The sequence below is a fragment of the Halomonas sp. PA16-9 genome, assembly GCF_009728585.1.
GTDB lineage: Bacteria > Pseudomonadota > Gammaproteobacteria > Pseudomonadales > Halomonadaceae > Vreelandella > Vreelandella titanicae.
The window spans coordinates 1,365,094-1,380,344 of the sequence record NZ_CP040452.1 but is presented as its reverse complement, the minus strand read 5'-3'; the positions used below and the strand labels follow the sequence as shown (position 1 = coordinate 1,380,344).

Here is a 15,251-nt window from a genome sequence, read left to right as displayed (position 1 = left end):
GGTTGAAGCTCTATAAATGATAATAAATAGGCATTTTAACTAAAATTTTAGGGAGAGTATTTCGATGAACAAATCTGCTCTAGGTTTTTTATTTTCTAAGTATTTATGGGGAGGTATGCTTCTTTTAACAATTTCATTGTTAATTCAAGAGAATATTGATGAGAGCAGGTTTGTATGGACTACTATTGTTGAATTAGTAAAAACTGTCTCCATATCAATTATAGTTGCATCAATTTTTACCTATACATTAGGAACAGTTGAGTTTTTAGATAATATTACTAAGCTTTTAGAAAATGTTGTAGTGAGCAGGAAGTTTTTAGGTAATTTAAGTGGGGATAGTAAAAAACAAGCTTTAAAGTCACTGCTCGAGTCGCCTGATCGTGATAAGGATATTTACCAACATATTGAAAAATATTATGAAGATTATATACGTGACACTTTAAATATAGCTAATAAGAATGTTCGCAGTAATTACTCTATTGCAGCTCAGGCCTTTTTTGATGATGAGTTGGGAAGGGTTGGAGTGAAAGCTTTATATTCATATAGACTTTATCCTAGCGTTAGCGGCTATAGGGAGTTGAAAATAGGTTTTGATGAGGGTGATGATTTTTCGAAAGTGGATAAAGTGGTAATTAATAAGCCCGATGGAACAAGACAAGTAATTGATGATATCGTATTTAAGGAAGAAACGAAGGCTGGATCTAAAGATAGAGTAATGGTTATAGATTTGAATAAATATGGTGATAAGTATGATCACCTTGATATAGAGGCTTATGTTACAGAATTTGGTGCCGATCATTGGTTTATGTTTACTTTTAAAGCGCTTCAGCCAACAGATGGATTTCGTTTTCATCTTAAGTGTGGCGATAATTTAGAAGTGAGAACATATTCAGTTTTTGATACGGGTAAGGCATATCATGTTGATAAAATTGGAAATCAAGAGCTTGGTATAAATTGTTTTCAGTGGATAAAAGAAGGAGTAGGGCTTTCGGCTTTAATATCTTATCCCCATACTTTAGATGTTGAAAGTGTCCTTGCTGCGAGGGCTGATGCCGAAGCGGAAGATAATGTGGTTACAACCAATACACATGTTACATAGCTGTCTAAAATACCTGCTGAAAGGCTTAATGTAGCATATTAAAAATAAATAAATATTAAGACTTCTTAGAAAAAATGATTAAATTGTAGTTTGTAATACTTTTTAGTGCGCTAGTGCTGATCAATTCCGCTGACCACCTCGATTTTAAAAGCCCTTGGACCCTTTGGTTTTTTCTCAATAATGAATTTTACAGTATCGCCAATGGTTATGTTAGCATTTCTTTCTATGAAATCTTCAAAGAAGAAAAAAACATCTTTTCCTTTTTCTCTTCTAATAAAGCCAAATCCTTTAAGATGGTTGTAGGTGTTTATTATACCTTTATAATATTCGGGGTCTTCCATGTGTATTTCCTTAGTAATATTCATTTCTAATCATAGTTCCGAACTCAGAGCGTAATTGGTTTTTTAGTGGTTTAGAAAGATGTGGATGCGTCCTCGATAATATGCCCAAATTATGATAAAAGCGAAGAATTTGCTTTGATAATCCAGGGTTGTTAATATCAATATTGTTCTTCTTTTTTCTATTTACGATTTGATAGATTTTTGTTTGCAATGTCTTTGCTTGGATGTCGCTGTATTTTGGTAATATGAACGAAAGCCTTTTTCTTAATTTATCTGCTTCATTTTTATGATTAAATCTTCCTAGTTTAGATACAAGCCCTGATGTCCTGTTCCAAAGCCTATGGTATTCTTCAGTAGTTGGATCTTTTTCGTGAAATAATTCACATATATAGACATCATGTCTTATTTTGTTTCTTTCTTTTTTTCTGAGTTTAGGTTCGCCATATTTCACCCAAGCACCTGTAACCTCATAACGAGATCTTGGGTGGTCTCTGTTCTCTATTCTTGTTTTAGCATCTTTTATTTTGAGCTCATGACTCACGATCATTCCTGTTACTTGCGATATGAGCCATTCTTTTTCTATGTTTGTAAGCTTTCTGTCGGCAGATAAAGTAATATCGTCAAGTAAGCGGGTGTAAGCTATTTTCTTAGCTCTTAAATTATTAACCACAGTATATTCACTGTTGAAAAACACAAGATTCGCAATATAACTTGATGTACATGCCCCTTGTGGAACCTGTCCGTCAAGTGTTACTAATTCTGTTAGTAAATTTGAAACCTCATCATTAAATTTGAATAATTGTTTAAATATTTGAGTAGCATAAGGTTTCTTTATGCTATGATAGAAGTTTTCAATGTCAAGATTTATGAGGCTTTCTTTCCTTAAATGCATCCTGCTGTTAGCAAGATAGTCTCTCGGGGATTGCGTGTCTTTTATTCCCCCCATTAAATAACTAGGAAACTCCACTCGCGAGAGTATTTCTTTGTTTATTTTTTTCTGTATGTATTTTAAAGTTGTTTTTGGTTCGTATACAGTTCTATCTTTACTTTTTGTGGGTACTATAAAGGAAGTGTAAGAGTTTGAAGTATTGCTTGCTGTTTTTAGTAATAAAGGAAGATTCACACCTAAAGTTTTGGCAAGAGTTTTTGATGACGCGATAGGTTCGAAAGGGTAGTGCGGTTTGTCACCCATTGCTGATATTCCTAATTTTAAGCGAAGCTAAGTATCAAATCATTAAGTTCATGGCCTGGCTGCTAAGTTCCACAAATTTATCATGGAGAGTGCTAAACCAGAAACATAATCTAATGATGAGGGTCCATTTCAAAATTTTTGAAAGAACACCACCACCTAATCCAGTTCCTTCCTGCCTACTCCTATCTCTAGAAACGCAGGCAGACTCTTTACAACTAATGCTTTTGCGCAATTTAATGATTACTAAAATTTTCATCATGATACCTCTTGGTTTGTCCCAGTCGATGGACAGGGATCTGCCAGACCAATAGGTGCGCAATGCAAAGAATAATAGTACTGGATTAAGGATGATACCTAACTTCTTTGCCAGACAAGAGTCGCCAAGCCGTCGAGCGATTTGGGCGCTGCTATCTGATTGACCGAAAAGATCCCGGGGGAGCGGTCACGACCCCTGCTTTGGGGTCGCTAAGAGGAGAACCACTTAGCTTCGGATTCTTTGACAAAGCATTAGCTGTTGGTTTTAAAGAGCGGAGAGGTTGAATGCAACCCCATTTAAAACTAGCAATTATAGTCGGCGTTAGCAACCCTTCTTTTAGTCGAACTCACTTTTTATATACTAATTAGTTCCTACCCACTAACCCTCATAACCTCCTGCGTCACCGCATCATTCAATATCCCGCGTTTGGCTTCGATCACCGTGAGCCAGTCGCGGGCGCGGGTGATGCCGGTGTAGACCAGCTCTCGGGTGAGAATCGGGTTGGGTGTTTGCGGTAGCAGCAGGGCGGTGTGCTGAAACTCGGAGCCTTGGGATTTGTGTACCGTCATCGCGAACACGGTCTCTACCGCGTGCAGGCGGGAAGGCAGTACCCAGTGAATTGGGTTTTCCGGGTCGCTGGTTGGAAAGGCAACGCGTAGAAGTGTCCTGCCTGGAGTGCGTGGATCAGGCACGGCGAGAGTGATGCCGATATCGCCGTTCATCAGTTTTAGGCCGTAGTCGTTTTGGGTGACCAGCACCGGGCGGCCTTCAAACCAGCCTTTCTCTAGCGTGTGGTCGTTGCCGAATAGCAGCTTCTCGCGGCGCAAAGTTTTGGCGATACGCAGGTTTAAGCCTTCTACTCCCCATGGGCCTTTGCGTAGCGCGCATAGCAGTTGAAAGCGGCTGTAGGCGTTCAGTACTTGCTTAGCCCAGGTATTGTAAGCTTTACCGTTTTCTTCAAACGCGAGCGATGTATCAGGCCGTTCACTCTCCAGGGTATTCAGGTAGTGCTGGTAGCCGGTGGGCGGTGCGATTTGCTCGCCCTTGAAATTGGTGCGGCCTTCGCCTGCGTTGGGAAAACGTTCCGGGCTGCCGGTGATCACCAGGCGCTCCAGGGCGCTGTCTTCGTTTTGTGCGTCGGGCTTCAGCACCAGGTGGTGCAGGTCGGCGTAGCCGTTATTCAGTACGCCATGTACGGCTTGGTGTTTATCCCGTTCCCGTAATGCCTCACTTAGCGGTTGGTTAATCGCCTGGGCGAGCTGGCCGATGCCGCTTGATTCAGTAAAGCGGTGGCTTACCCGCAGCATGGTAATGGCTTGGTCCAGCGGCTGGCCGTACGGGTCGATTAATGCCTCTGGCAGCGGGTGGTCGGTGAGTTCGGCTAGCCACTGCGCCGTGGCGGGGGTGTAGTGGGCGGCGTCGGCGCGGCGGCACAGGTCGCCCAGCACGGCGCCTGCTTCTACGGATGCCAGCTGGTCTTTATCCCCCAGCAGCACCAGCTTGGCGCTGGCGGGCAGGGCGCTAAGCAGCGCCGTCATCATTTCGATATCCACCATCGAGGCTTCATCCACCACCAGTACATCCAGTGCCAGCGGGTTGGCGGCGTTGTGGCGGAAGTGGCGGGTGTCTGCTCTGGCACCTAATAATCGGTGAAGTGTGGTGACTTCGGTTGGAATGGCGGCTTGTAGCTGCTCTGGGGCATTATCTTCGTCGATGTGTCGAACCAAAGCTGAAGCTCCCTCCCACAAAGTGGCTAAATCATTTATGGGGAGCTTTGCGACTTGCCCTGCGATGGATTCATTCAGCCGTGCGGCGGCTTTGCCTGTGGGGGCGGCCAGGCGAATGCGCAGCGGGTGGGCGTTGGGCTGGGCCAGTTGCAGGGTTTGAAGCAGGGCCAGCAGGCGTACCACCGTGGTGGTTTTGCCGGTGCCGGGGCCGCCGGTGATGATCGCGAACGGGCTGCGGGCAGCGAGGGCGCAGGCGGTTTTTTGCCAATCCAGGGTGTCAGTTGCCGGGAATAGTGTATCCAGAGCTCTTTTAAGTAGCGGCGATGGCTCTGAGCTATGCACCGGGCTATCCGTGCTAAGCCGAGCGGCGATTTCCTGGTGTAGGGTTTGCTCGAACTGCCAATAGCGGCGCAGGTAGAGACGTGTAGTGTTCTGGCCATCACTGCGTACCAGGGGCGTATTGCCGGGGCCGTCGCTGATCAGCGTGGGATGGTTGAGCGCGGCCTGCCACTCGGGCAGCGTTAGCGTAGCCAGCACATGGCTGGGCAGCGGCGGCGGGTCGTTGAGGTCGTCGCCTTCCGGCGGCAGCGAAAGCGCAAAATCTGGCGCTTCCAGGGTGGTGGCTATATCCAGGCATACATGGCCACGGCCAAGCTGGTGGCTGGCCAGCGCTGCGCCCAGTAGTAGCAGTGGCGGGGCGTTTTGGGTTTCACGGTCGAGAAAGCGCACCAGGGCCAGATCCAGGTCCCGCAGCCAGCCACGAGAAACCCAGCGCTCACACAGCAGGAATAGCGCGGCGGTATCGCTTAGCGCGGGGTGCGGCTGGGTAGCACTGGCGGCTGATTCTGTCGGTGGTGTTACCGATGCAGTTGATTCAGGTGCAGCGGGCGGCGCGTCATCGGCGAACAGGTCAAGGTTCATGGAGCCCCCGTTCTTGGAGGCTAAATCACGCTTACTCATACTACCGCCTCCTGATAAGTTGCTGCGGTGTCTTCCGCTGTGCCGGTAAACAGTGCATCCAGCGCTTCGATCAGCTCGACCGGCGCTGGCACGGCGTGTACGCCGCGGGCGGTGGTGCGGCTGCCGCGTAGAAATACCGTCATCGAGCCGCCCAGGTGTTGGCTCGGGTCGTAGTCGGGCAGGCGGGCTTTCAGCAGCCGGTGGAGGGCGAGCATATAAAGCGCCGCTTGCAGGTCGTAGCGTTTTTCGAGCATGGCATTGCGCAGGGCGTCAGTGGTGTAGGCACTATCGTCGCTGCCCAGGTAGTTGGATTTCCAGTCGAGCACGTAGAAGCGGCCTTCATGCTCAAAGGCGAGGTCGATAAAGCCTTTGAGCATGCCGTTGAGGGTGTCGGCATCCAATACGGGGCGTGATACCCCTGGCAGTAAGTGGTCACTGACCAGCTGATCCAGCTTGCGCGTTTGTACCTGGTGCGCGGCAAACCAGAACTCCAGTTCCACTTGATAGCTTTCGAGTTCACATAGCGCCACCTGGCTGCCTTCGCTGGGCTCTTTCAGGGACGGGGACGTGGAAATAGGCAGGGGGAGCGGCGTGGCGAGCAGCTCTTCAAACCAGCCCGCCAGTGTGTCGTGCCATGCCTGCCAGCCGCGTAGCTGTACGCGCCGCCGCAGCATATCTTCCCGCGCGGCGGGGTCTTCTAAGGCGGTGTTAAAGCCTAGCTGCCCCGCCCACTCTAAAAGCCCGTGCAGAAAGGTGCCGGGGCCGGGCCCACGCGGGAATCTATGTAAATGAAACGCCTCGGTGTTGGTGGCGTTGTCGTGGGGCTCGTCCAGCACTTCCAGAGTGGTGGCTTCCTGTGGCGTGGTGGGTTCCGGCGCGGGCGTTGTCAGCGGGATGGTGCTAGATCCAGAGACCGCCCCAGAAGTACGCAGCGCTGAGTAGCTGGCGATCCACCACTGTTCCCGAGCAGGGCGCAGAGGCGTGCGGGCGTGGCCCAGTGCCTGCTGCTCCGGCGCTGGTGTGAAGCGCAGCGCAGTGGGTTCCGTGGCGGCACTTAGCGCGATATCGCTGCCTTTCACCAACTCGCCTATCGCCTGGGTAAACGCGCTGGGGGCGATGGCCTTGCCACCGTTGATCAGGTGGCCGATGGCGCTGTTCTCGCTACCTTTCAGCGGCGCCAGCCCTAGCCAGGTGGCGTGGCGGGCGCGGGTGAGCGCTACGTAGAGCTTGCGCAGGTCTTCGCCGAGGCGTTCGCGGTCGGCGGTGGCCAACGTGGCTTCATCGGCGCTCAGGCTGAGTCGCAGCGTGCCGTCGCTATCGTGCCAGCGCAGCGGCAGGTCGGTGCCACTGACCGGGCGATGGTTGGCGATAAACGGCAGGAACACCAGCGGGTACTCCAGCCCCTTGGATTTGTGAATGGTGACTACCTTGACCAGATCGGCGTCGCTCTCCAGGCGCAGCTTGTGGCTGTCGCCATGGCTATCCGGGTCGGCAATGGCTTCGGCCAGAAAGCGAATCAGCGCGTGTTCGCCATCCAGCTCCTGGCTGGCGTGCTGGAGCATTTCACCCAGGTGGAGCAGGTCGGTTAGCAAACGCTCACCCTCGGCGAACTCCCCCAGCAGCCGTGCGGCGATATCAAAATCGACCATCAATCGGCGCACCAGCGGCAGCACGCCCTGGCGCTGCCACAGGCGGTGGTAGTCGCTGAACTGCTCGACTCGCGCTTCCCAGGCCAGCTCGCTTTGATTGAGGTGGTCGAGTTCCTCAAGGCTTAGCCCTAGTGCTGATGTTGCCAGGGCGGCGCGCAGCTTGGCTTCCGCCTGGCGGGAGTTGGCCTGGGGCTCGGCGCAGGCGCGCAGCCAAATGGCCAACTGCGGGGCAATGGGTGAACTGAACACCTTGTCGTGATCGGAAAGGTAGACGCTCTTGATGCCCCGGCTGGCCAGCGCCAGTCGAATCGCCCGTGCTTCCTGCAGGCCGTTGACCAGCACGGCCATGTCCGAGGGGGCCAGCGGAGTGAGTGATTGCTCTCCGTTATCGTCGCTGTCGTCAGCCGCCTTAGCAAAGCCCGCCTGCTGTTGGCGGCCTGCTTCCAGAAGTGCGGCCATGTGCGAGGCGCAGCGCTCGGCCATCTCGGTTTGGTAGGCGGTTTTGGAGAGCGGCTCTTCGCTTTCCAGTGGCCACAAGGTCATCGCGGGTAGCGGTTTGCCGTTGTGTACCAGCGTCTCCTTGGTGCCTTTGGCGTTGACGGGGTTGAACGGCAGCGGGTTGTCGCCGCCATCGGCACGGAACAGGAAGGCGCCGACATCATGCTGGTCGGCGTAACTGAAGCAGTGGTTGACCGCTGCCACCATGGCGTGGCTGGAGCGGAAGTTGGTGCCCAGCGTGACGTGGCGGCCATCGGTGTCATGACGGCCTGCAGGTAAGTGAAAATATCCGCGCCGCGAAAGGCGTAAATCGCCTGTTTGGGGTCGCCAATCAGCAGGATGGCGCTGTCGCGGCGGGGCGTTGCAACGTCATACACGGCGTTGAAGATGCGGTACTGGATCGGGTCGGTATCCTGGAACTCGTCGATCAGTGCCACGGGGAACTGGCGCTGGATCTGCGCGGCCAGGGCCTCTTTGTTGGGGCCTTTCAGGGCGCGATCCAGATGGGTGAGCAGGTCGTTAGGGCCCATCTCAGCGCGGCGCTCCTGTTCGCGCTCCAGCCGGGCGCGGCACCACTGCACGGCGTGAATCAGCAGGTCGTTGCGCGGCTCGGGCAGGGCATCCAGCGCCTTCGGTAGCTGTGCCAGCGCTTCCCAGGCTTGCGGGCAGGGCGGTGCGCCCTCTTTCCAGATGTCGGCCATGCCGTCGGGCGTCATGCGTTTCCAGGCGGCGTCGGTGAGCGCCGGGCGGTCGGCATCGCTTTCGCACCACTCGCGTAGTGCGCCTAGCCAGTTGGCGCGGCTTTTGGCGTTGAAGCTTTGGCCCTTGAAGGCTTTGCGCGTGGCGGCCTCTTCCAGGGCGGGCACTAGTTCGTCCAGCCAGGCGGCCCAGGGGGCTTTGAGTTCGCTGAGCTGGGCGGCGCGTTCGGCCTGGGTGGCGGCCAGGGTCTCGCTGGGTTCGGGCTTTTCCTCGCCCAGCGCTTCACTTTCGGGCAGTAGCCTTTGCAGCGGGGCGTGCAGGTCGTCCGGTGATTTCCAGTAGCGGGTGACAATGCCGAGGGCGTCGCCGTCTAGCGGGTAGTAGAAGCTGCGCCAGTAGTCGCGCACCACTTCCTGTTCCAGTTCGCGCTGGTCGTTTTCCAGGTTGAGGGAGAACAGGCTGCCGCTGTCGAAGGCGTGTTCGCGCAGCATGCGGTAGCACCAGCTGTGGATGGTGGAAACCGCAGCTTCGTCCATCCATTCGGCGGCCAGCGCCAGGCGCCGCGAGCAGGCAGGCCAAGTGGCGGGGTCGTATTGGTCGCGGAGTTCTAGGAGCAACGGATCTAGTGCAACCGGGGCTTCCCCGGCGGCAAGCCTACGTGGAGGCGCTGTGAACCCATCCGTGGGCGCTACATTCAACATCCCTGTTGAATGACCTCCACTACGGCTTGCCCCCGGCGCCCCTCCTTCTACGTCCTCAGCTCGAAATACTTCCGCCGCTTCTACCAGCCGGTTGCGGATGCGTTCGCGTAGCTCTTGGGTGGCGGCGTTGGTGAAGGTGACGACCAGGATTTCCGGCGGCGTGAGCGGGCGGATAAATGCTGTGTCGTCGTCAACGCTGTGACCGCCGAGTACCAGCCGCACGTAAAGCAGGGCGATGGTGAAGGTTTTGCCGGTGCCAGCGCTTGCCTCTATCAGTCGGCTGCCGTGAAGCGGGAGGCTCAGGGGGTCAAGAGATGTGATAGAAGGCATGGCGGTATCCCGAGCAGTATTCACTGGTCAGCACGGCAGGGCGCTGTAGGACGAGGCTTGTCCAACGCTTATTTGAACACGAGAAGGTAGCTGGGTAGAAGTCGGGCTGCTCTGGAAGTCGTTACTATGGCTGTTTCAGGCTGCCTGTATTCAATCAATAAATACACATCATTGTTTACAGTTATTGAATAGGTTCTGGTTCTTGATTTAAAAAGTGCATTTTAACCAGTGTGCTTGAGTAGGGATATAAAGCTGGCGTGGCTTAGTTATTGAGACCGCCGTCTTTTATATATTTTATTTGTCGTTATAAAGGCAGCGTAATGGGGCGTTTCCGTAAGCTGTTGATGATCGCCTCGGCTGCTTTAGTCAATATACGTCCCCTGCGAACACAGAGGATAGTCGTCGCAGAGGGGAGTTCGTTTTCTGCGATATCGACAATGGCCATGGTTTGGTGCTTCTCTTCATGGCTCACCGCGTAGTCGGGTAATATGGTGAGGTTGCCGGTCTGCATGACGTGCACCTTGATCAACTCGATGTGGTCGAGTTCGAAGCCAATCTTGGCGGTGAGGCCCAGCCTTAACAGGGAGGTATCAAGCGCTCGCCGAGTATGGAACGTTGGGTCGAGCATTGTCAGCTCGTAGGGGGTTAAGTCTTTCAGGTTCAACGTACTATGTTTGGCCAATGGGTGTTGGTGAGGCATGGCCGCCTTGAATTGGGTCGTGAATTTTTCAACGATACTGATACCAGGATAGAAGTCATCTTGCATGGTAATTCCGAAATCCACCTGATCATTTTCAAGGGCTTGGTAGACGGCCTCTGCCCCTGAAATACGTCCTTTGAATTCGACGAGTGGATGGGCTTTTTGAAACTCTGCAATGGCAGGGAACAGCCAGGCCCTAGCAACGCCTTCGATAGTGGCATATCTCACCGTGCCTGCCGTCAATCCGTGTATATCGGCTATCTTGGCTCTTGCCAGCTCCATTTCACGCATGGTGCGCTGCATGTGGAGCGCCAGAACCCTGCCTTCTTCCGTAAGCAGCATCCCATCTGCGCAGCGATCGAACAGCGTTGTCTGGAAGCTGTGCTCAAGGTTCTGGATTTGGCGACTAATGGCCGAAGCGCTGACATGAAGGGAGAGCGACGCCTGGCGTATCGACCCCGTTTCCGCGACGGTCAAAAAGTACTTGAACATTGAAATTTGCATGTTGGTTCCCTGTTTTTTTAATTAAAACAATAATGTAGGTAGGTGTTCACTTTTCGGCAACGAGCCGTGCTAACAATAGCGTTTTTCTCATACCCTGACGCTCCCTATGCTCTACCTTACTGCAATGCAGTACTTGGGTATCTCTTGATAGCGGCAATCGTGAGCTCAGTAAGCTATGTGAAGGCTTGTATAAAAACGTGTCTGTAAACAGGTCTGTAAATATAGCTTAAGGAAATTCGAGACGCTTGCTCAACACGATTTGTTATAAAACTAACAAGTAAAGCTAAAAAGAGATGTTGGCTTTGGCTCTACGCTTAAAGGTGACTTAAATGTTGACAGGAATGAATCGGAAGTTGTTCTGGTTAGTGCTTATATTGGCACTTATCGGAAGCTGGCTTCCCTACTTTAATATTCTCAATGAACTGGTGTGGGTAGGCCCACTATCTCTTCCTCTGGCCTGGGTATTGACCTGTAATATAGTGCTGACACTTTGTGCCATTGCACTGTATCCACTCTACTTCAAGCCACTCTCTGAACGTATTGATGCATTTGAGCATCAGGAGGGCGGCATGAATAGCACCGCTGTCACTATCATCATACTGATCGCGTTCATCGCTATCTTTGTCGTGATATCGCTGCGTGCCCGGCAACATAATGCGTCGACCATTGACGATTACGTCGTGGGTGGGCGCTCCATGAATACCGCGCTGCTGCTGATGTCCATGGGGGCGACTTACTTTTCTACCTGGACGCTGCTGGGTTCATTCGGTGTCTATTATCGGGAAGGGATCTGGTTCGCGGGCTTTACCACCTGGGCGATCATCCAGGGCAGTGTGTTTATTTGGCTGTTTGGCACGCGCATTTGGTATATCGGTAAACGCTTTAACTTCATTACTCCTGGGCAAATGGTAGAGCACTACTACTCGAGCCCCACACTTCGTTTGCTGTTTTCCATCGTCGGTATCATCGCTTTGGTGCCTGTGATGCTGATTCAGGTAACGGGCAGTGCTCGTGCACTGGAAAGTCTGACCGGCGGTGCTATCCCCTATGCCGTTGGGGTTATCGTGACCTCGGTGGTGGTCGGCTTTATCGTGCTCTGGGCGGGCTTCAGGGGCACCGCATGGGCGGATGCCTTTATGGGGACATTCTTTGCCACGGTACTGGTGTTCACGGCGGTCTTCATCATCGGTAAAGCGGGCGGCTGGTCGTTCCTGCAGAACGTGGCCGAAGTCGAACCACAGCTATTGACGAATAAAGGCAATCCGGTGGCCATGCTGGAGTTATGGGTCGGGCTGAGTTTTGGCGCCTGGGCGTTGCCCCACATGTGGCAGAAGTTCTACTCGGCGCATTCAGCGAAAGTGTTGGGCAAGGTGGCCATGTTCACCCCGTTCTGGAACTCCTGGATGATGGCCTGCATTCCGCTGGTGATAGGCCTTTCTGCCAATATTCCTGGGCTGGTGCCAGGGGCGGCGGACAATAGCGATGCGATTCTGCCCCTGATCTTTGCTGAATATGCTCCCATTCTCGGCTCCTTTGTGGTCGCCGGTATCCTTGCCGCTGCCATTTCTACCATCAACAGCCAGTTGCTCTCTTCGGCAAGCCTGGTGGCTGAGGATGTATGGCGTCGGTTCTTTGATAAAGAGATGGGTGAAAAGCGCTTGCGCCTGGTCAATAAGGTGGTCATTGGGCTGATCACCAGCATTGTACTGGTGCTTGCCCTTAGCCCTTCCGGGGCTGGCTACTTGGTGCCTGTTGCCTCCCTGGGCTTCAGCCTTGGCTTGCAACTGGTACCCACCGCGCTGGGGATGCTCTATTTCCGCTGGATTACTCCCGCTGGTGCGTTAACCGGGATGGTGGTGGGTGTCATCACGCTGTTCGTAAGCGCTGCTACCGATTTCACGCTGTTCTTTGGCCCGGGGATTAGCGCAATCATCGTCAATGGCCTGTTGGTGGCCCTTGTTAGCCGCTTTACCCAGACTGCGCCAGTGAACGGCGACAATGACTACCATGCGCTGTTCGCTCAGCTCTATGGCAAGCAACCTACGCAAAAGGTAACTGCTCATGCAATCAGCTAATAAAGTCGCCGTCGTTCAGGCGGGATCCCACCCCTTTGACCCTATGTTGACCGCCGAAAAAGGGGCAAGGTTAATCAGTGAAGCTGCCTCCAAAAAGGCAACGGTGGTGGTTTTTCCAGAAGCTTTTTTGGGGGGCTACCCTAAGGGTGCAAGCTTCGGTAGTCCGGTAGGCAAACGGACTGAGGAGGGACGTGATGAGTTTCTTCGCTATTATCGAAGCGCCATTGACCTTGATGGGCCGGAGTTGACCCTGATTACCGATGCAGCTCAGGCACATAACGTCTTCGTGGTCATGGGGGTGATTGAGCGTACGGCCTATACCCTCTACTGCACGGTACTGTATATAGATCCTGAGCAGGGCTTGGTGGGCAAACATCGCAAACTGATGCCTACTGGCGGCGAGCGTGTTATTTGGGGGTTCGGCGATGGCTCGACGCTACCGGTTTTCAAGACCGGTGTAGGTACGGTGGGCGCGGTGATTTGCTGGGAAAACTATATGCCCATGATGCGCTCGGCCATGTATGACAAGGGGGTCGATGTTTACTGCGCGCCCACCGCTGATGACCGCGATACATGGCTGGCCAGCATGCAGCATATCGCTCTTGAAGGACGTTGCTACGTGTTAAGCGCCTGCCAGTATCTGACTAGGGGCGATTTTCCCGACGATTATGACTGCCTGCTGGCACCGGCGAGTGAGCCGGAAACGATACTGATGCGAGGCGCGAGCATGATCGTAAGCCCCATGGGGGAAGTTCTCGCCGGCCCTCTGTTTAACGAGGAGGGCATTCTCTATGCCGAGGTCTCCCAGGACGTCATCGTACGCAGCAAGCTCGACTTCGACCCGGTCGGCCACTATGCCCGCCCGGATGTATTCAGCCTGCATGTGGATACAGAAGCGAAGTCGCCGGTAAGAAGTGACTGATCACGTTTAAGCTTGCTGTGAAATCAACTCATCCGATGGCTGTTTCATGCTCCACTGGATCAGCCATCGTTGAGATGGAGTATTGCCATGACTTTTCATATCGACTACCCCCGAGTGGTACCCGAGCGGCGGCCACCCGGTCATGAACCGGCGGCCCCCCGCTATACATTGCGCTGGACACGGCCGGTCAATCGACTCTGCTGTGTCTATTTTGGTATTCAGGGGCGCGAGCTTGCCTGGGATGACCAGGCGGCGTTTTTCAGCCGTATCAGGGACTCCTTTGTTATCGACTCCGCGCCGGAAGCTCACGAAACGCTGCGCTTTACCGATGAAGCGGGCTACACCAATGCGGTGCTGGTCGCTTACTGGACCGATCCTTCGGTCTATATGGAGTGGTTGCAGGATGCTGCGTATATCCAGTGGCTCGCACAGCCACAGCGCACTGACGATACGTTCGGCTATTGGCGGGAGACCATCCATGTCCATTATGACCGTCATGAAACGATCTACTCAGAAGGTAACTATCGAATAGGGTTTGGGCGTTGTCCTGACACCAAGGTGGTTCCCATGACTACCAACGGCTATTTTGGCGCTGCCCGTGACCGCTTTCCGGTCTCTGCGGTGGATCCACTGTCGAGCACCTTTAAAGTTAAGATGCCTGCACCGGGTAGTAAAACGACACTCGGGCGACGTTTGTTTGCTCAAGTGCCTCATAACCTGACCTCGATTCGATCCGGTCAGTATTGGGGGAGGCGAAGCAGGAGCAGTTTGACGACTACGAGGAGTCATTACGCCCCAAATTGATGGAAGGTATGCAGTACTTGCTCGACAATAAGGAGGAAACGGGCACGCTCTGCTTGAGGGTCATGTCAAACCTTGATGATAACGGTGACGAGCGCTACGAAACCTCGGTACATGCTTACTTTTCCTCTTTGGAGGAGATGGAAAGCTGGGCCAGTTCACATCCTACCCATAAAACCATTTATGACCATGCCATCGCGAAGAACAGACAATATGGCAAAAAGCGTGAAGTGGTCACCTGGCATGAAGTCTTCCTGTTAACCGAAGGCGTGCCATTTGAGTATATTAATTGCCACCCTGAAACCGGTGTATTGCCGTTTTGCACGCTGTATGAGCGTTGTTAATATATGGTTAGTCGCTAAGAACGTCCTGACTCATGCCGCTTCCCCACTTTAACCAAGCGGGCGCGCTTCGGCTAAGACTCTCGCTTGGGTGGGGCTTGGCTCATCAGTCGATACATAGGTGACAATTTCCACCGGCAGTTTGAGGTATTCTTCGAGTATTTGTTTGAGTTCAGCACAAGGCTGTGGCGGTATCGCTGTCTGGGAGATCAACAGTAGATCAACGCCGCCGCCTCGCTTTGAATCATCTAGCCTTGAACCAAACACATGAGTTTCCACCGAATCACCAATAAACTCGCTCACACCAGAAAGAATGATTGCGCGATGTGTTTGGGTAATACGCATGAAGTCAGCTCCTTAACTGTATGACAGCCCCGCCACCTGATAATCTTATCGCCGAGCCACTTTAGGTGCATTTTAGTTTACGCTACCGGCGGCTTCGGTTCACTCTAACGA

At 52.9% G+C, this 15,251-nt stretch carries 8 protein-coding genes and 2 pseudogenes; 4 read left to right on the top strand and 6 right to left on the bottom strand.

What is annotated here, in order from left to right; all coding sequences use genetic code 11:
• Positions 1–64 precede the first annotated feature (64 nt).
• Positions 65–1,099 (top strand): hypothetical protein, encoded by a 1,035-nt coding sequence (locus FDY98_RS22715; protein WP_027960106.1) that lies wholly within the window; start codon positions 65–67, stop codon positions 1,097–1,099.
• 110 nt (positions 1,100–1,209) lie between these two features.
• Here the strand turns inward: FDY98_RS22715 and FDY98_RS22710 are convergent, their stop codons facing one another.
• The 5 genes and pseudogenes from FDY98_RS22710 to FDY98_RS22690 form a co-directional block, all read right to left on the bottom strand.
• Positions 1,210–1,440, bottom strand: a complete 231-nt coding sequence (locus FDY98_RS22710; protein ID WP_027960107.1) for a retron Se72 family effector protein — start codon at positions 1,438–1,440, stop codon at positions 1,210–1,212.
• A gap of 10 nt (positions 1,441–1,450) precedes the next feature.
• On the bottom strand, positions 1,451–2,632 hold the full coding sequence (locus FDY98_RS22705; RefSeq protein ID WP_035538792.1) for a reverse transcriptase family protein: 1,182 nt from the start codon (positions 2,630–2,632) through the stop codon (positions 1,451–1,453).
• 627 nt (positions 2,633–3,259) lie between these two features.
• Entirely contained in the window at positions 3,260–5,575 is a 2,316-nt protein-coding gene (gene recD, locus FDY98_RS22700) for an exodeoxyribonuclease V subunit alpha (RefSeq protein WP_340146948.1), read from the bottom strand.
• Positions 5,572–9,452, bottom strand: a pseudogene (recB, locus tag FDY98_RS22695) (exodeoxyribonuclease V subunit beta). The gene recD and the pseudogene recB overlap by 4 nt, the downstream one beginning before the upstream one ends.
• Positions 9,453–9,756: 304 nt before the next feature.
• Positions 9,757–10,656 carry a LysR family transcriptional regulator gene (locus FDY98_RS22690; protein ID WP_027960112.1) on the bottom strand — a complete coding sequence of 300 codons (900 nt, stop codon included), beginning with the start codon at positions 10,654–10,656 and terminating at the stop codon, positions 9,757–9,759.
• A 329-nt stretch (positions 10,657–10,985) separates the two neighbouring features.
• Here FDY98_RS22690 and FDY98_RS22685 point away from each other — a divergent pair, with 329 nt between their 5' ends.
• The 3 genes and pseudogenes from FDY98_RS22685 (at position 10,986) to FDY98_RS22675 (ending at position 14,798) form a co-directional block, all read left to right on the top strand.
• Entirely contained in the window at positions 10,986–12,731 is a 1,746-nt protein-coding gene (locus FDY98_RS22685; RefSeq protein WP_340146947.1) for a sodium:solute symporter family protein, read from the top strand.
• Positions 12,718–13,653: a carbon-nitrogen hydrolase family protein gene (locus FDY98_RS22680; RefSeq protein WP_027960114.1), complete on the top strand. Its 936-nt coding sequence runs from the start codon at positions 12,718–12,720 to the stop codon at positions 13,651–13,653. The genes FDY98_RS22685 and FDY98_RS22680 overlap by 14 nt, the downstream gene beginning before the upstream one ends.
• An 87-nt stretch (positions 13,654–13,740) precedes the next feature.
• Positions 13,741–14,798, top strand: a pseudogene (locus tag FDY98_RS22675) (phenylacetaldoxime dehydratase family protein).
• A 48-nt stretch (positions 14,799–14,846) separates the two neighbouring features.
• On the opposite strand, the gene FDY98_RS22670 reads toward FDY98_RS22675, so the two are convergent.
• Entirely contained in the window at positions 14,847–15,140 is a 294-nt protein-coding gene (locus FDY98_RS22670; protein WP_027960116.1) for a nucleotidyltransferase domain-containing protein, read from the bottom strand.
• Positions 15,141–15,251: the final 111 nt, after the last annotated feature.